This is a genomic window from Bacillus sp. ISL-75 (genome assembly GCF_018613095.1).
Genome location: NZ_JAGGQX010000032.1, coordinates 11921 through 28498 on the forward strand (window position 1 = coordinate 11921; position 16578 = coordinate 28498).

Here is a 16578-nt window from a genome sequence, read left to right on the forward strand (position 1 = left end):
GGACCAACGGGGCCAACAGGGCCAACAGGATCTACATCTATCAATCAAATTTATGTATCGAATGCTGGTAGTAATGATGTTTCTGTTATAAATGGAGTAACGAATACCGTGATTACTACTATTGCGGTTGGGACTATTCCACTGGGAGTAGGGGTTAATACATCTACCAACCTTATTTATGTAGCAAATACTGTAAGCAACGACGTTTCCGTAATTAGTGGAGCAACGAATACCGTGATTCCACCCTTTAAAAGAAATTTCATGTGATTTCCGATTTAACTTAAATTCATCAATATTGATTGTTTGTGAAACGGTTATTTTATACCGTTTTAATATTTTACTCGTGCGGCTAACTCAATCGGGTCAAATGGTTTAACAAGATAATCATCCGCCCCGAGATCAAACCCCTTCACCTTTTGCGCTGTTTCTCCTTTGGCGGTTAACATTAAGATCGGAATATCACTGAACTCCCGAAGCTCTCGACATAATTCCCAGCCATCCATGTTTGGCATCATAATATCAATGATTGCTAAATCTACCTTTATTTTTTCCATCAATTGCAATGCCTTTATACCATCAGAAGCCTCATAAAGCTCGAATCCCTCCTTTTTTAAAAAAAGGAGGACAAGTTCTCGAATATAGCAGTCATCATCGACAATTATTATTTTCGTCATTCATCCTCATCCTTCCGAGTTATTACGCAGGTTCTATTAATCGTAATTGTTGCTCGGCAAATTCACGATACAAAGAGTGAGTTTGTAGAAGTTGTTCGTGTGTACCACTTCCGGTAATTTTTCCTTTTTCGAAAAAGATAATTTGATCAGAATCAATGACAGTTGATAAACGATGGGCGATAATGAGGGTCGTTCTTCCCTTCATTAAAAAGCTTTGATGGTTTTGTTCGTAGCACCAATTGAATAAATTGACCCCAGCCTTTTTGTTGCTTCACTTCTGACATATTAATTTACATCCTTTCTATCTTTGTCGGTAATTAACATATCCCATTCCTTATTACAAACATGATTATACAAAGAATATATGAATTGAATATGAACAACAAAGGTTCATAGTGCTCAAAGTGAGTTTTCTGTGACTACTAATTGTAATTCATAATCCTTCCAGCATTGGAAATAATAAATACAATGCTGAATACGGCGGTGAAAACGATAATGGGCTGGTTTACAAAAAAACAGGGACAAACAGATGAAAAAGAATCACTCGAACAATATCTCAAACGCTCAAACGATTTTAAACAGGTTTATTATATCAATCAACCAACAAACACTCAGTTTTCTTTTTCCTTTATTGCTACGCTAATTGACGAAAGCATTTTGCAGGAGAATGCCCTTCCTTATTTACTAGAGAAACCCTTCGAAACAATCGAAGATGTAAAGAAACTTATAGCGATAGCTGACGTGCAAATTAGCAACGATCCAAGCGTAATCGAACAGAAATTGTTTAATGGATATGTACTATTAACACATGATTCAGACAAAAAAAACTTTGCGTTTTTGGCCGCCCAAAAAGAGCTTGTCCGCGGCATTACAACGCCGGAGGTTGAATTTAGTGTAATAGGCCCGAAGGAAGCTTTTGTCGAATCAGTAGAGCAAAATATCAACCTCATTCGTAAAAGGCTCCCCGTGAAAGAACTTATTATTGAAGATTTTACAGTGGGTTCTCTTTCTAAAACGAAAATATCCGTTTTGCACATTGATGGCATTGCCGATCCCACCAATGTCAAAACCATTAGGGAACGGATAAAAGGTATCGAATTTGATGCTATTACGGATAGTTCCTATATCGTCCAAATCATATCTGATAATAAAAATTCCCCTTTTCCCCAACTTCTGGATACGGAGCGTCCAGACAGGGTGACAGCCATTCTGGCAGAAGGGAAAATTGCTATCCTTGTTGATGGGTCACCGCAAGCATTGATTGCGCCAACAACACTGGTTGAATTCTTCAGTTCCTTTGAGGATTATTTCTTAAATTGGATGTTATCCTCTTTTTTCCGGCTGATCCGGCTTTTCGCCGTTGCCTTTTCAATTTTAATAACGCCTGTATATGTAGCGACCTTATCCTACCATTACGAACTGATACCAAAGGATTTAATGAACACTTTGGTTACCTCCCGCCGGGAAATACCGCTCCCGCCCATTCTGGAAGCACTTTTTTTGGAACTGACGATTGAACTGCTTCGGGAAGCGGGAGCGCGTCTTCCTACTAAGGTTGGCCAGACGATTGGTATCGTGGGCGGTATCGTTATCGGAACGGCCTCTGTTGAAGCCGGACTGACAAGTAACGTCCTCCTAATCATCGTGGCGCTGGCAGCATTAGCATCTTTTACGACACCTGTTTATAAAATGGGCAACGCCATTCGGTTACTGCGCTTTCCTTTCTTGTTTTTTGCAGAATTGTGGGGGCTGCTTGGAATCGTTTTTTGTTTTTGTCTGTTAATGACACACGTAATAAGGCTTACTTCCCTTAACAGGCCTTTTTTAGAACCAATCTATCCTCCTAGAATGGCGGATTTGAAGGATTCGCTTATTAGGCTTCCGTTCAGCAAACAATCCAAAAGGCCACAAGATTTACGGACACAAAATCCTGTTCGTTTTTCTCTTAATGAAAAAAAGGAGAAAAGAGATATTGATGAATAGGAGGCGGGTGTTGGGATATGGAAAAATTAGTGCCTGAAAAAGCAAAAATATCGCCTTTTTTAGTTTTTTTTCTAGTCCACACTATGCAGTTTGGCATAGGTGTCCTTGGCTATCAGCGCATTATCGCTCAGACCGCAGGATATGATGCATGGATATCGGTAGTTATTGCTGGTTTAAGCGTCCATATCATTCTATGGATGATTTACAAAATCGCTGAAACAGCCAATGGGGATATTGTATCAGCTCATACTTTCGTATTTGGAAAGAAAATGGGCAAACTCCTATCTCTGCCATTTGTGTTATATTTTTTACTTATCTGTGTCTCGGTGCTTAGGACCTTTATTGAGGTCGTACAAGTGTGGATGTTTCAGGATATGAGTACTTTTTGGTATTCCTTGGCTTTTTGTAGTTTAGCTATCTATATTATTTTCGGAGGGTTTAGAACCGTAACTGGAGTGGCATTCTTTGGAGTTGTTCTTCCAGCCTATCTAATATTCACTTTTTTCTTTACCATCCCTTATGCTGATTTAAGAAATTTACTTCCAATCTTTGATCACTCGATTAGGGATCTGGTTATGGCATCTTATCAAATGTCGCTTACTTATCTCGGCTATGAGATACTATTGTTTATTTACCCGTTTATTAAAGAACCACAAAAATCAAAAAAATGGGCTCATCTGGGTGTCCTTTTTACCACTTTTCTTTATACGTTTCTTACCATTGTAACCTTTGCCTATTTTTCAGAGGGACAGCTGCAAAAGAATGTCTGGGCAACGTTGACAATATGGAAAATAGTGGAAATGCCTTTTGTGGAGAGATTTGAATACATTGGCATCGCCAATTGGAATATCATCATTCTCCCCAATTTCTGTATTGCCCTATGGTGTGCCAGCCGCATTGTAAAAAGGGTGACCAACATGAAGCAAAAATATGGTGTCCTTATATTAGCAATGGTCGTGTTAATCACCATTAATTTTTTAAAGACCCGGCAACAAATTCACACCTTGACCGACTATACAGGAAAAATTGCTTTTTTGATTAACTACGGGTACATCCCATTACTCTTTTTTCTGATTCTTATTGTGAAGAAGGTGAAGAAAAAATGAAAAGTATCATGATATCCCTACTAATTTTAACCACAGTTCTTGTAGGGTGTGTACAAAAGGAGATCTTAGATGATGTTAATCTCGAAACGGGAAGCGCTTATGATTATGTTGGTGATAAGATACGCGGAACGGCATTAATACCTATCTATTTGCCAGATAAAGCCGTTGAAAATAAAACCTTTACGGCCTCTTCTATGTTAAGCAGAGATTTTTTAAGAGATGTGCAGCGTCAATCTTCAGATCCGATCGTGACAGGAAGTCTTAAAGTAGTCCTTTTTGGTGAACGGCTTGCGAGAAAAAAAGGAATTTTAGACCTCATTGATTCGTTTCAACGGGATCCCAGCGTAGGTGCCGGCCTTTACCTCGCTGTAACAGAGGGTGAAGCAAAGGATTTTGTTGAAGGTCAGTTTGGAAAAAGAGGAAATGCCGTTTATTTATCCAATCTCATTCGCCATAATATGAAAACAAAAGATGTGCCCAAAACAAACCTTCAGCGTTTTTTATTTGATTTTAATCAATTGGGGAAAACACCTTATCTCCCGCAGTTAAGAAAAATTGGAAAGGATCAGATTGAAATAAGCGGAATCAGCTTTTTTCGGTATGGAAAAGTCGTGGAAACCATTCCAGCTGAGAAAATGTTCTATTTCAAGCTGCTGGTTGACAAATATAGTCAAGGAACCTTAAAGGTGAACATGGGCAAAGATTTGGCAGCCATTGAAAGCATCCGTTCAAAATACAAAATGCGGCTTGTATCCAGAGATCCCGTTACAGTAAATGTGCAGCTTAAGATTAAAGCTATCTTAAATGAATACTCCGGCAACCGTGCTACACCAAAGGAAATTAAAGAAATCGAAAAGAAACTACAAAAGAAAATTGAAGTTGAATGTAAAAAATTAACAAAAGGGTTTCAGGAAAAAAATATTGATCCAGTAGGATATGGGCATTTTGTAAAAAGCAACACTAGGCAATTCAATTTTAAACAGTGGGCAACTGACTATCAAAATCTAAAAGTAAATGTCCATGCAGATGTAGCCATTACGGAATCTGGGGTCATAGAATAATTTTGATATTCACTTAACCATTTTAGAAAATATATTGCTTCATACCATTCTCTGCTGAATCTGAAAAGGAGACACTTTGTTAAAAGTATCTCCTTTTCATTTAATATAAGGTTTTAGATCACATTTTAAACATTTATTTGGAAAATCGCCCCACTAAAACCCAATACAGGAATGCGCTGAAAACAGTAATGAGTGAAAGAACCAATAAAATATTACTATATAAGGAAGCGTCCGAATTATATAGATATTCAAGGATATTTCCTCTCATTGATGAGTGATCCATCATTGCTGCTGTATAGGCTATACCAATGGAAGCAGCTACATTAAGAATCAAATTATAAAATCCGACCGCTGTTCCCGAGTTTTCTTTCGCAATAGTACTAATGCATGAATCAATCATCGGAGCATACATAAACGCAAACGAACTAGAGAATAAAATCATGGAAATTACGAACACAATCACAGAACTTTGTATAAAAAATCCGCCTACCAATAGACTGGTGGTAATACCAGCCATTGCAATAGTGATACATTGCCTGGTTCCTAATACTCTAGCAATTTTTCCAGAAAGTGCCCCAACAGTGGCGGCTAAGACATAAGCCAGGATTAGTAATAACGAAATGGTATCAAGATTCAAATTATAAAGCTTTTCAAGGAGAAAAGGAAACAAGAAAATATACGCTAATTGCACTGAGTAAATAACAAAAGCGATTGCTAACAAAGAGATAAAACGCTTGTTTTGGAAAAATGAAATGCCAATGAAAGCTTTGGAATCCTTGCTGATATAAACTATGAACAAGGCGGGCGATTGAGGTCGTTCGATATATGATTGAAGGAAAATGTATGATGACTCATCATGAAATCCCTTTACGAATCAACCATCGTTTTTTTAAAGAACATGGACTTACTGGTATTTTCGGTTCTTTTGGTGATTCGCCTTATCAAGTCATTAATGCTGTGTATCCCGATCATTTTCAACCATGGGAATTGGCTAACGTTCCACTGAATTATTGGAAGAATTCCGAGAACATCAAACAGACGTTAGATTGGTTTCTTTTTCAAAAGCTCGGCTTTTCTTCTTATGAAGAAGCTCTTATGAAACTCAAAAAAAATGATTTCTTCCAATATCGACTGACTGGATTATTGCAAATAGCCTTCGACCTTCGAATGTTTAAGGTGAAACAATGGATAAGAGAACAAAACATTCATAACCATTTAACATCAATAAACAACTGAATAAAGGGGTATGGAATCGATTCGAGGAATGAGAGACCATATTAGAAATCCCTTAAGTATGCAAGGATATCTTAAACGGTTAAAAAACTGGAAAATAGATAGGCTAAATAACTAGGGAACACATCGAACACTTCTTTCGGTAACACTATAAACTTGGAGTGTATAAGAAAATGAACAGTGCATGGAATCGGTTAATAAAAAAGCGGAAAAAAAGAAAGCAGACACTGCAGTATGAGGAAACAAAAATACCCTCAAACAAACAGGAACTTAGTGAACACTTAGATGAAAACCTTAAAAATATTAAGGAAGCTTTAGGGAACAGCGGTGACCTAGGTATCCGTGAATTTAAAATGGGAAAACCTTCCCTGCATAAAGTTGCGCTTATTTATATAAATGGGTTAGCAGATAAAGATATCATTGGCAGTGCTATCATAGAAAGACTAATGGGTAACGGTAACAATACTGAAAGTGTTGATCCCCAATCACCGAGCCAATTATTTACATACATTAAAGAGAATATCTTAACAGTTGGGACAGTTGAGGACATAACGGACTGGAACAAGATGTTGCTTTCCATCTTATCTGGACAATCCATTCTTTTGATTGATGGCTGGAATCAAGTCATTAGCTGTGCGGCAGAAGGCGGAGATTTAAGAGCCATTACAGAACCTACGACAGAACCTGCTGTCCGAGGTCCTAAAGAGAGCTTTGTTGAGGCGCTTATTACCAATACAGCCATGGTTCGCCGCAGAATTAAAAGCCCTAATCTATGGGTTGAAACCATGCAGCTAGGGAAGATCACACAAACAGATGTAGCCATTATGTATGTAAAAGGAATTGTCAATGACAAACTTCTTACCGAAGTAAAAGAACGGCTGGATAAAATAGAAGTAGATGAAATTACTGGTTCCAATACAATCGAAGAATGGATTAACGATGACATATGGACACCTTGGCCAACCATATTTACAACAGAGCGTCCAGATGTGGTAGCCGGAAATTTACTGGAGGGACGTGTCGCTATTTTTGTTAATGGGACACCGATTCCTTTAATTTTACCAGCGACATGGAATCAGTTTTTTCAAACGGCTGAAGATTATTATACGCGTTGGCAAATGGCCAGTTTTTTGAGACTTCTAAGAGTTGTTTCATTCTTAATAACCCTTCTTGGACCGTCCCTTTTTATTGCGTTTCTTACGTTTCACCCGGAATTGATTCCAACGCCTTTATTAGTTAGTCTGTCAGCACAGCGGCACGGAATTCCATTTCCGGTATTTATAGAGGCTTTGTTAATGGAAATTACATTTGAAGTTTTGCGGGAAGCCGGCGTTCGGATGCCACGTCCGATTGGACAGGCTGTTTCAATCGTTGGCGCACTTGTATTGGGACAAGCAGCTGTTGCGGCAGGAATTGTTTCAAGTTCAATGGTGATTGTGGTGGCAGGGACGGCAATCGCCAGTTTTACCATGCCCCATGCTGCGATGACGGATGCGACACGTATACTTCGATTTGTCATGATGATGTTGGCAGCTTCTTTCGGGCTTTACGGAATTGGACTCGGAGTCATTGTTTTAGTCGCACACACTTGTAGCATTCGCTCTTTTGGTATTCCTTATTTGGTTCCTTTTGCTCCCATCATTTTTGCTGATTGGAAAGATACCATCATTCGCTTTCCAAAGCCGTTTTTGTCAAAACGTCCTCGATTGATTAACCAAACGAAAATAAAGAGGACAGGGAATACTCAGAATCTAGGCCCGTCACCAAGAGAAGGTCAAATAAAGGATAACGAGTCGAAGAGGGATTCTAATGAAACTTAAACCATTCATCATTCTCTGTATGATTTTATCTACCGTATTACTGTCAGGATGTTGGGATCGTGCCGAATTACAAGATCTTGACATAGTAAACGCTATTGGCATTGATGAAGGCGGCGATAATTTGGAAAACAGATATCGCGTTACGGTACAAGTTATAAATGAAGGACAAATAGCTAGTGCAGCAGGGCAAGGAGGGAAAGCCCAAGTGGCTCCTGTTACGACCTATTCGGCTACAGGAAGCACTGTTGCGGAGGCGCTCCGAAAAATTGCGCCAAAGTCACCCCAGGAACTTTTTTTTCCTCATGTCCAATTAATGGTGATTGGAGAGGAGCTAGCGAGAAAAAAAGGGATTCAAGATTTGTTTGATTGGATTGAACGTGATTCGAAATTTCGTACTCTTTTTCCCATTTTAATTGTAAGAGATAATACAGCAAAGACTCTTCTCCAAATCACGACTCCTTTAGAGGACGTTCCTTCTGCTAAAATTATTGGTGGCTTGGAATCCACCACAAAAATCTGGGGAGAGTATGCAAGTACCCGTGCCGATCAAGTTATTCAACAATTAGGAGGAGAAGGGGCAAATTTATCGGGGGTTCAGATTACCGGTGATCCAAAAGAAGGGAACAAGTTAACAAACGTTCAACAAATATCTCCAAAGACAACGATGGAAATAAGAGGACTTGCTATTTTTAAAAAGGGTAGACTCAAAAAATGGTTGGATGAAGATGCTGCCCGTGGTGCTACATGGATTAATAATGAGTTGAAAAAAACCATTGTAGACCTTAATTGTGAAAAGAAAAAAAAGGGGATTGCAGTGGACGTTATGCGCTCCAAAACAAAAATTAAAACGGAAATAAAAAACAAAAAACCCGTTATTCAGATTACAGTTCGATCAGAAGGCCACATCTCAGAAGTCCATTGTCCAATCGATCTCGGTAAACATGAAACCATTGAAAAACTTGAAAACCAGATGGAGAAGGAAATAAAAGACGAAGTAATGATGGCCTTAAAAGATGCCAAAAAACAAAAAACCGATATTTTTCGTTTTAGCGAATATATCAACCGTGAGAACCCAAAATTGTGGAAGAAGATCAATAAAAAATGGGATGATGAAATCTTTCCTGAGACAGAAGTCAACGTAAACGTACACGCGTTTATTCGACGATCAGGCTTACGAACAAAACCATATATAAAATAAGGGGGCAAAATCAAAACGAAAGGGGGGTTCCAGACAATGGAGAAAGCAAAAGTTAGTGCCTTTCAACTATTTGCCATGATGTTTTTGTTTGAACTTGGAAGCGCGCTTGTCGTAAGTTATGGAATAACTGCTAAAAAAGATGCCTGGCTCGCGATTCTTTTAGGGTTGTGTGGTGGAATTGTCTTATTTTTTATTTACTACTTTTTATTTCGTCAATATCCGAACCTGCCGTTGACTGGATATGCCAGGAAAATATTTGGCAAATACGTTGGGTGGATAATTGGTCTATTATACGTCGTATTCCTTTTGTACGATGCGGCCCGAGATTTGCGTGATTTCGGTGATTTGCTACTTTCATCAACATTGACAGAAACACCGTTATTGGCGATTAATATCTTGTTGGTTCTTGCCATTTGTTATGTACTTTATCTAGGGATTGAAGTAGTAGCCAGGACAGCAGAAGTATTTTTTATTATTATGATCGTTATAGGCTTCACAGGAAATCTTTTAGTCTATTTTTCAGGTAATGTCGAAATCCATAATTTGCAGCCGTTTCTTGAAAATGGATGGAAACCAATCCTAACGACAGCATTTCCTTTAACTACTTTTTTCCCTTTTGGAGAAATGATTGTCTTCACCATGCTGCTTCCTTATTTAAATCGGCCCGAAGTAGCTAAAAAAGTTTGGCTGTCTGCCGTAATTTCAAGCGGTCTTATCTTAAGTTATACAACAAGTTTAAATATCGCCGTTCTTAGTGTTGAAGAAGTAGAGAGATCTACTTTTCCTTTGTTATCAACAATAGGGAAGGTCAATCTTATGGAGTTTTTACAACGGCTTGATGCTCTTGTTGTCTTTACTCTTTTGATTAATATGTTTTTCAAAATATCCATTCTTTTTTATGGCGCAGTAATCGGAATAGTCGATTTGTTCAATTTAAAAAATCATCAACAAATTGTTTTACCAGCCGGGATTATTCTCATCTTTTTATCAATGGCGATTGCCTCAAATTTTGCGGAACATATTGAAGAAGGGCAAAAAACGGCACAATATTACTTTTTTCCGCTTATCATGGTGATCATGCCGTTGTTCATGCTGGTTGTTGCCATGATTCGCAACCGTTTCAAACATAAAGCTAACTAGACCCATTTTGTTTAGTAGCGCTATTTTTATGGTGATCATGATATGTACAAGTGTTTTAAATTTTTTCACCATAACCTACCCCTCCGTTCTTAAAAGGATTAAAAATAGGAAGTAGGATATGATGAATGATTAGAGTAGAGGTACAAGCGTTTATCTACCAAACATGTATGCAGACAAGAACATATTAGAAAAATAAATGCACCCAGTCATGACAAGTAACGAAGGGAGGTCTTCTAAGCCGATGGAGAAGGCAAAAATTAGTGGCATTCAACTATTCGCCATGATGTTTATGTTTGAATTGGGGACTTCACTGGTCATAAGTTATGGAATAGGTGCCAAAAAAGATGCCTGGCTTACGATTCTTTTAGGATTGGGTGGAGGAATTGTCTTATTTTTCATTCACTACTCTTTATTTCGCCAATATCCCAACTTGCCGTTGACCGGATACGCTAGAAAAATATTTGGTAAATATCTGGGGTGGATCATTGGCTTGTTATACATTCTATACTTTTTATACATTGCTGCCCGAAATCTGCGTGAGTTCGGTGATTTGCTGCTTTCATCGACTATGTCAGCAACACCGTTATTGGCAATCAATATCTTAATGGTTCTTGCCATTTGTTATGTACTTTATCTAGGGATTGAAGTTGTAGGGAGAACAGCAGAAGTATTTATTGTCATTTTACTCTTGTTTGGGGTAGCAGGAAATTTTTTGGTCTTTGTTTCAGGCAATATCGATATTCATAATTTACAGCCATTTCTTGAAAACGGATGGAAACCAATCTTAAAGGCAGCCTTTCCGTTGATTATCTCTTTCCCTTTTGGAGAAATGATTGTCTTTACGATGCTGCTTCCCTATTTAAATCGACCTGGATCAGTAAAAAAAGTGTGGCTATCTGCCTTGATTTCAAGCGGGGTTATCTTAAGTTATACAGCAAGTCTAAATATCGCCGTTCTTAGTATGGAAGAAGTGGAAAGATCAACGTTTCCTTTGTTATCAACCATCGGAAAGGTCAATCTTATGGAGTTTTTACAACGACTCGATGCTATTGTTGTGTTTACCTTTCTGATTACGATGTTTTTTAAAATCGCCATCTTTTTTTATGCCGCGGTAATCGGAATGGTCGACTTGTTCAAGTTAAAAAATCATCAACAAATGGTTTTACCAGTTGGGGTTATTCTCATTTATTTGTCAACGGTGATTGCCTCAGATTTTGCCGAACATATGGAAGAAGGCTTGGTTATTACAGGCTATTATCTTCACATTCCTTTTCTTATGATTATTCCGTTGTTCATGTTGTTTGTTTCCATCATTCGCAAACGTTTTAAGAAGAAAAGCTAACTAGAACCCTTTTGTTTGTTATTTTTTATGATAATCGCGATTTGCTGACCAATTGTAATCAATAAAAGAAATGCTATCATTACATATTCTCCAGGTTCTATTACCCAAAACGGGTTGAGTAAATGCAATAATGCATGAGAGAGCTTAAAGCCTAAGAGAATGTCCATTAATACACTTAATGAAATGACTAATAAAAGAATAAATACAAATACTCCGAATACTTTCATGGTTTTTCTCCCTTATTTGTCATGGTGTAAAGATAGTATTTGTTACAAGGGAATCTTTTAGTAAAAAATTCGTATGAACGAAGTTGCTGCAAAAAGTGGTTCCTCCTACATCATAGACGTGGATATTTCATTTATTCCGTTGGAACATCTTTGGGTGGCGCATTGGTTAGGTAATAAAGTCACCAAGAAGATTCAAGTAGGAGAAGAACCCGTCGAAATCGACATAACTCCTGACGGAAAAATCGCCGTTGTTACAAATTTCGATGATGATACCATATCTGTTATTGATACGAAAAAGAATAAAGTAATTAAGGTGCTTCCAGCGGGAGACTCTCCTGTCAGTATCGCAATTTTATCTAGGGGAGGAAGAAAGTAGTGACTAAAAATGAGTTACTTTCAATCATTCGAAATGAGTTACAAAACAATCCTAAAGAAACAAGTTTAAATATAGCTAAAAAGATCAAAATCCCAATTAACATTGTAGAACTTTTTAAAAGAAGGATAACAAAGGAACAAAAATAATTAAATAATTGTATGAAATTGTATTCCTCTCCTTTGTATGAGGATTTGAGTCGCCGGAGAAGTTACTGCTTCTTAATTTTGTTGAGCTTGGGTGAAAATTAACAAGAAATGATTGGCATCTCTTGTTTCGCTAACGGGTGCTTATCTTCAATAAGACAACTTAAATGATCTTCCATAATCGGGCGCGTTTATTGAGGAACGCGTCTTTTTAGTGTATCGGGCCATTTAATTGAGCAATACCTTTACAGAAAACTGGATATTCATATTAAAATATAGATGAGATTGTGAAGGATTGTACTTAAACTATCGGATGCAGGTTAGTTTAAGTGTATTTCCTCACAAAGTTAAAAAGTCGATGTCCCGATAAGGAACATCGACTAGCAGTATCATTAGTATTAGCAATAACTAATGAGCAATCGGCATTTTATCTTTTGCCAAGGGACAGGATGAATTGACATTTTTATCATTTTGCCAATTGGAAGGGTTGGTATCATCCGGGATTACTTCATTTATAATGTCACGATAGTGTTGTTCTTTATTAGTAATATATTCTGCCATTGATTTAATTTCTTCTAATTGAGCTAGAACCAATTCTTTTTGCTTTAATATTATTTCATAACGTTCCTGAATAGTAGAACCGCCTTCCAAACACAGGTCTACATATTTTTTGATGTCCTCCACTGACATACCACATTTTTTTAATTTTTTTGCTCCTGAAAGCCATTGTATAGAGTCGTCATTAAAAATTCGATTATTATTTTTATCACGTTGTAAACTTGGAACTAATCCCTTATCAGTGTAAAAGCGAACAGTGTGTTGAGTTAAATCAAGTAATTTGGCAACTTCTTTTACAGTGTACATGTTAGCCCTCCCTATATTTCAATGAATTATATAATATTAAACATTTGACTTCGTGTAACACGAAGATAGTAAGGTGATAATACTTTAAATTCTTACGATTGTAAATCCTATATGCTGAACAAAAAAAAGAATTTTAAATTATTGACTTTGTGTAACTCGAATGTTGTATAGTTACAAATGTTCAAGGTTCTGTTCTGTAATTAATCCCATAATAAATCATGTAGGTTAAGGGATCTTTCAAAAGAATTTAAATAGAGAATTACAAAGGAGGGTAATAAAAAGTGATTGAAACTATTGACCTCGTGTAACACGAAGGTGATAAAGTGATAATACTTTAAGTTCTCAAGATTGTAAACCCATAAATACAGAACAAAAAAGTAATTTTAAACTATTGACTTCGTGTAACTCGAGGGTAATATAGTTATACTTGCTTAAGGCTTAATTTATAAAATTCCTATGATTAGTCGTTTAATGTAAAAACAATTTATAAGGAAAGCACCTTAAAGAAATATTTTAAGAAAGTTAAATAAACAGTTGCGACAGTATTTTAACGAGCCTGTCACAATCGTTAGATTATTAGGAGGTTTCAGCATGTCCAAAATATCCACCAACTCCGACCGCCGGATGACACCGGTGAAAACAGTCATCTTCGCGATTGCCGCGGGACTGGCCGTCGGGAATTTATATTTGTCTCAGCCACTGTTCCAAATTATCGCCTCGTCTCTCGGTGTCTCATCATCGACCGCTGCGATGCTGGTGACCGTCACCCAGTTTGGATACGCGCTCGGAATATTCCTCCTAGTGCCACTAGGCGATGTTCTTAATTTACGTCGGCTAATACCGCTGATTCTGAGTCTATCAGCAGTGATGCTTATCGTCTCCGCTATAGCACCGACGTTTTCAGTCCTCCTGGCAGCGCTCGGCGGCTTAGGATTGACCACCGTCTCTGCACAGCTTTTGACTCCATTGGCCAGTGAACTAGCTGAGCCTGAGCGACGTGGACGAGTAGTTAGCACGGTCGCTTCGGGAGCTCTAATCGGTATTCTGCTTTCACGCACTATTAGCGGCTTAGTAGCCGATCTTCTCGGGTGGAGGGCGATATATGAAATTGCAGCAGGTGTCGCAATTATTCTTGCTGTCATACTGTACAAAATCATTCCGCGACTCGAACCACGCGAACATATTTCCTACCCACGTCTTTTAGGATCAGTGTTCACCACCGTGGCACGTCATCGTGCAGTGCCCCCGACGTTGGTCATTTCCGCAGCGAACTTCGCCGTGTTCTCGCTGTTTTGGACATCACTAACTTATCTGCTAACAGCGGAGCCATTCTCCTACTCGGCAGGTAAGATAGGGCTCTTGGGACTTGCTGGCTTGGCTGGTGCACTCGCTGCAAGGCGTGCAGGTGTGTTGCACGACCGTGGGTGGTCCGTTCCTGCTGCAGGAGGCGCCTTAGCGTTACTCGCATTGTCACTGATTGCGGCTTGGGTCTTGAAAAGTTCAATCATTGGACTGATTATCGTTGTTATTGTCTTAGATATCGCTACGCAGACCAACCTTGTTTTGGGACAGACCCGTCTCCTCGCTCTTCCTGGTTCTGCACGAAGCCGTCTGAACACGGCTATCGTAGTGAGTAACTTTCTCGGAGGTGCGATCGGATCGGTTATCGCAGGCCCTCTCTGGGCGTTCGGCGGTTGGACCGCGATCATGGTCGCTGCCCTGGCCATTACCCTCGCTGGCCTCATCATCTGGGCCGCTTTACGAACCCGCCTGTCCGACGCGACTTGATTAAAGGCATGAATGAGCAGCAGAGTCCTGAAGGGAGGTGGGGGGCTTCATCGATAATTTGCTGGATTTGTTGAAACAGGAAAATTTGATGAAAAATAAGTTTGGAGGTGAATGAAAATGGCAAAAATTTTCATTTCAGGATCATCAACAGGTCTTGGTGCATTGGCAGCAAAAGAGCTAATTGCTCAAGGAAATGAAATAGTTTTACATGCACGCAATGAAGCTCGTGCAAAAGAGGCTTTAAAAGAAAATCCTGGTGCTACTCAGGTGGTCATTGGAGACCTTGGAAAGAAAGAAGAAATTCTCTCAGTGGCTAAACAAGTCAATCAATTCGGTCGATTTGATGTCATTATTCATAATGCAGGAGTTTACACGACAGATGCTCGTTTAACCTACACAGTGAATATTGAAGCGCCTTATCTTTTAACTAGCCTTATTGAGAAACCTAAACGGATTATTTATGTCTCATCTGGCATGCATCGCGGTTCTAGATTGAACATTGATCATTTAGAACAAGAAACAGATTATTCAAGTTCCAAATTAGCCTTGTTATTACTGATGAAAGCGGTCAGTCGTTTATGGCCAGATGTGCTTGTCAATGCAGTTGATCCTGGCTGGGTGCCAACTCGCATGGGTGGTGCAGGCGCAAATGATTCTCTTGAAGGTGGCTATTCCTCACAGGTTTGGCTAGCTTGTGGTGAGGATAAAAATGCCTTGAGCTCAGGGAATTATTACTACCATAAGAAGCTTTCTCGTTATGATGAAAGAGTAGAAAATATTGACTTGCAAAATCAACTGCTAGCCAAATTAGAAGAAGCAACACAAATAAAATTATATTAGCTATGCTGATTTTGCTAGTGCGCTAATTGATATTTTGGAAAATGGTTCTTATGTTCGTCAAAGAATGACAATTGTTGGTGATGAACAGTAAAAATTGAAAAGTAGTTCAGCGAGTATTCGTGCTTGCTGAACTCAGATAATAGGAAACAAAGAAGATTAACAAAGAATTTCTTAGGGGTAACAATTGGTACAGCAGTAGGTGGATTATTAATATCAGGAATGTGCACGCAATATATCGTATTAGGAGGATTATTATTCTTGCTATTGGGCTTAGCGTCTATTGTTCTGAGTCGCTACATGTTCAATCCTAAAACAAAACAACTTGCTAGTTAAGATATGATCAGTAACTTTAAAAAAATAATAATAGACATTGTGTAAAAATGAACTTGAACTATGGGTTCGTTACTCTAAGGCTTAAGAATATAGGAGGATTTTATATGCAAAAAGTAATTTTGAACAATGGTGTGGAGATGCCTATTCTCGGTTTTGGTGTTTATCTGATTGAAGATGCAAATGAATGTGAACAGGCTGTTTATGATGCCCTTATGGCAGGCTATCGTCTGATTGATACGGCTGCTGCATATCTAAATGAAGAATCGGTTGGCAGAGCAATCAAACGGAGTGGTGTGCCAAGAGAGGAAATATTCATTACTACGAAAGTATGGATTCAGGATGCCGGTTATGAGAATACAAAAAAAGCATTTGCAAAATCAATAGAAAAATTACAAGTGGATTATTTGGATTTGTATTTAATTCATCAGCCTTTTGGTGATGTATACGGTT

The 16578-nt window shown here is 38.4% G+C and carries 17 protein-coding genes and 3 pseudogenes; 14 read left to right on the forward strand and 6 right to left on the reverse strand.

The features are described from left to right. A partial coding sequence (locus tag J7E63_RS14925) for a YncE family protein (RefSeq protein WP_374193737.1) occupies window positions 1–267 on the forward strand: 267 nt, incomplete at its 5' end. On the opposite strand, the pseudogene J7E63_RS14930 reads toward J7E63_RS14925, so the two are convergent. The 3 genes and pseudogenes from J7E63_RS14930 to J7E63_RS30165 form a co-directional block, all read right to left on the reverse strand. Continuing rightward, window positions 259–674 (reverse strand): annotated as a pseudogene (locus J7E63_RS14930) (response regulator transcription factor); the annotation flags it as partial. The gene J7E63_RS14925 and the pseudogene J7E63_RS14930 overlap by 9 nt on opposite strands. A gap of 22 nt (window positions 675–696) precedes the next feature. Beyond that, a pseudogene (locus J7E63_RS29655) lies at window positions 697–882 on the reverse strand (multidrug ABC transporter permease); the annotation flags it as partial. Beyond that, window positions 827–958, reverse strand: a complete 132-nt coding sequence (locus J7E63_RS30165) for a hypothetical protein (RefSeq protein ID WP_285289938.1) — start codon at window positions 956–958, stop codon at window positions 827–829. The pseudogene J7E63_RS29655 and the gene J7E63_RS30165, both read right to left, overlap by 56 nt. A gap of 211 nt (window positions 959–1169) precedes the next feature. Between J7E63_RS30165 and J7E63_RS14935 the strand changes: the two genes are divergently transcribed. The 3 genes from J7E63_RS14935 to J7E63_RS14945 are packed head-to-tail and all read left to right on the forward strand — an operon-like array spanning window position 1170 to window position 4824. Further along, the gene (locus J7E63_RS14935) at window positions 1170–2657 is read left to right on the forward strand and encodes a spore germination protein (RefSeq protein ID WP_215013673.1); all 1488 of its coding nucleotides are present in this window, start codon (window positions 1170–1172) and stop codon (window positions 2655–2657) included. Window positions 2658–2674: 17 nt separating this feature from the next. Beyond that, window positions 2675–3763 carry a GerAB/ArcD/ProY family transporter gene (locus J7E63_RS14940; protein WP_215013637.1) on the forward strand — a complete coding sequence of 363 codons (1089 nt, stop codon included), beginning with the start codon at window positions 2675–2677 and terminating at the stop codon, window positions 3761–3763. Further along, window positions 3760–4824: a Ger(x)C family spore germination protein gene (locus J7E63_RS14945; RefSeq protein ID WP_215013639.1), complete on the forward strand. Its 1065-nt coding sequence runs from the start codon at window positions 3760–3762 to the stop codon at window positions 4822–4824. The genes J7E63_RS14940 and J7E63_RS14945 overlap by 4 nt, the downstream gene beginning before the upstream one ends. A 133-nt stretch (window positions 4825–4957) precedes the next feature. Here J7E63_RS14945 and J7E63_RS14950 read toward each other — a convergent pair. Beyond that, window positions 4958–5626: pseudogene (locus tag J7E63_RS14950) on the reverse strand (MFS transporter); the annotation flags it as partial. Between the two features lie 41 nt (window positions 5627–5667). Here J7E63_RS14950 and J7E63_RS14955 point away from each other — a divergent pair. From J7E63_RS14955 to J7E63_RS14975, 5 genes are all read left to right on the forward strand, one after another. Beyond that, entirely contained in the window at window positions 5668–6060 is a 393-nt protein-coding gene (locus tag J7E63_RS14955) for a DUF4046 domain-containing protein (RefSeq protein WP_215013641.1), read from the forward strand. 170 nt (window positions 6061–6230) lie between these two features. Further along, window positions 6231–7877, forward strand: a complete 1647-nt coding sequence (locus tag J7E63_RS14960) for a spore germination protein (protein WP_215013643.1) — start codon at window positions 6231–6233, stop codon at window positions 7875–7877. Continuing rightward, a complete protein-coding gene (locus tag J7E63_RS14965; protein ID WP_215013645.1) occupies window positions 7867–9075 on the forward strand; it encodes a Ger(x)C family spore germination protein in 1209 nt (402 codons plus the stop codon). Before J7E63_RS14960 ends, J7E63_RS14965 begins: the two co-directional genes overlap by 11 nt. Window positions 9076–9111: 36 nt before the next feature. Next, window positions 9112–10215, forward strand: coding sequence for a GerAB/ArcD/ProY family transporter (locus tag J7E63_RS14970; RefSeq protein ID WP_215013647.1), 1104 nt, complete (start codon window positions 9112–9114; stop codon window positions 10213–10215). Window positions 10216–10456: 241 nt separating this feature from the next. Beyond that, window positions 10457–11557, forward strand: coding sequence for a GerAB/ArcD/ProY family transporter (locus tag J7E63_RS14975; protein WP_214732434.1), 1101 nt, complete (start codon window positions 10457–10459; stop codon window positions 11555–11557). Here the strand turns inward: J7E63_RS14975 and J7E63_RS14980 are convergent. Then, on the reverse strand, window positions 11554–11784 hold the full coding sequence (locus J7E63_RS14980) for a YczF family membrane protein (RefSeq protein ID WP_215013649.1): 231 nt from the start codon (window positions 11782–11784) through the stop codon (window positions 11554–11556). The two genes, J7E63_RS14975 and J7E63_RS14980, sit on opposite strands and share 4 nt — an antisense overlap. 73 nt (window positions 11785–11857) lie before the next feature. Between J7E63_RS14980 and J7E63_RS14985 the strand changes: the two genes are divergently transcribed. After that, on the forward strand, window positions 11858–12160 hold the full coding sequence (locus J7E63_RS14985; protein WP_215013651.1) for a YncE family protein: 303 nt from the start codon (window positions 11858–11860) through the stop codon (window positions 12158–12160). Further along, window positions 12160–12306 carry a hypothetical protein gene (locus tag J7E63_RS14990; protein WP_215013653.1) on the forward strand — a complete coding sequence of 49 codons (147 nt, stop codon included), beginning with the start codon at window positions 12160–12162 and terminating at the stop codon, window positions 12304–12306. The genes J7E63_RS14985 and J7E63_RS14990 overlap by 1 nt, the downstream gene beginning before the upstream one ends. 405 nt (window positions 12307–12711) lie before the next feature. Here the strand turns inward: J7E63_RS14990 and J7E63_RS14995 are convergent, their stop codons facing one another. Continuing rightward, complete coding sequence (locus J7E63_RS14995; RefSeq protein WP_214718041.1) at window positions 12712–13167, reverse strand: MerR family transcriptional regulator; 456 nt, start codon at window positions 13165–13167, stop codon at window positions 12712–12714. A gap of 591 nt (window positions 13168–13758) precedes the next feature. On the opposite strand from J7E63_RS14995, the gene J7E63_RS15000 reads away from it, so the two are divergent. The 3 genes from J7E63_RS15000 to J7E63_RS15010 all read left to right on the forward strand — a co-directional run. Beyond that, window positions 13759–14955, forward strand: a complete 1197-nt coding sequence (locus J7E63_RS15000; protein WP_215013655.1) for an MFS transporter — start codon at window positions 13759–13761, stop codon at window positions 14953–14955. Window positions 14956–15072: 117 nt separating this feature from the next. Then, a complete protein-coding gene (locus J7E63_RS15005; RefSeq protein WP_215013663.1) occupies window positions 15073–15795 on the forward strand; it encodes an SDR family NAD(P)-dependent oxidoreductase in 723 nt (240 codons plus the stop codon). Between the two features lie 437 nt (window positions 15796–16232). Beyond that, a partial coding sequence (locus J7E63_RS15010; protein ID WP_215013671.1) for an aldo/keto reductase occupies window positions 16233–16578 on the forward strand: 346 nt, incomplete at its 3' end.

Bases quoted from the DNA above. Each gene is read 5' to 3' on its own strand.
- J7E63_RS30165 (WP_285289938.1), bottom strand. From the start codon at position 958: ATGTCAGAAGTGAAGCAACAAAAAGGCTGGGGTCAATTTATTCAATTG.
- J7E63_RS14995 (WP_214718041.1), bottom strand. From the start codon at position 13,167: ATGTACACTGTAAAAGAAGTTGCCAAATTACTTGATTTAACTCAACAC.
- J7E63_RS15000 (WP_215013655.1), top strand. From the start codon at position 13,759: ATGTCCAAAATATCCACCAACTCCGACCGCCGGATGACACCGGTGAAA.
- J7E63_RS14970 (WP_215013647.1), top strand. From the start codon at position 9,112: ATGGAGAAAGCAAAAGTTAGTGCCTTTCAACTATTTGCCATGATGTTT.
- J7E63_RS14985 (WP_215013651.1), top strand. From the start codon at position 11,858: ATGAACGAAGTTGCTGCAAAAAGTGGTTCCTCCTACATCATAGACGTG.
- J7E63_RS14975 (WP_214732434.1), top strand. From the start codon at position 10,457: ATGGAGAAGGCAAAAATTAGTGGCATTCAACTATTCGCCATGATGTTT.
- J7E63_RS14945 (WP_215013639.1), top strand. From the start codon at position 3,760: ATGAAAAGTATCATGATATCCCTACTAATTTTAACCACAGTTCTTGTA.
- J7E63_RS14940 (WP_215013637.1), top strand. From the start codon at position 2,675: ATGGAAAAATTAGTGCCTGAAAAAGCAAAAATATCGCCTTTTTTAGTT.
- J7E63_RS14980 (WP_215013649.1), bottom strand. From the start codon at position 11,784: ATGAAAGTATTCGGAGTATTTGTATTTATTCTTTTATTAGTCATTTCA.
- J7E63_RS14955 (WP_215013641.1), top strand. From the start codon at position 5,668: ATGATGACTCATCATGAAATCCCTTTACGAATCAACCATCGTTTTTTT.
- J7E63_RS14960 (WP_215013643.1), top strand. From the start codon at position 6,231: ATGAACAGTGCATGGAATCGGTTAATAAAAAAGCGGAAAAAAAGAAAG.
- J7E63_RS14935 (WP_215013673.1), top strand. From the start codon at position 1,170: ATGGGCTGGTTTACAAAAAAACAGGGACAAACAGATGAAAAAGAATCA.
- J7E63_RS14965 (WP_215013645.1), top strand. From the start codon at position 7,867: ATGAAACTTAAACCATTCATCATTCTCTGTATGATTTTATCTACCGTA.
- J7E63_RS15005 (WP_215013663.1), top strand. From the start codon at position 15,073: ATGGCAAAAATTTTCATTTCAGGATCATCAACAGGTCTTGGTGCATTG.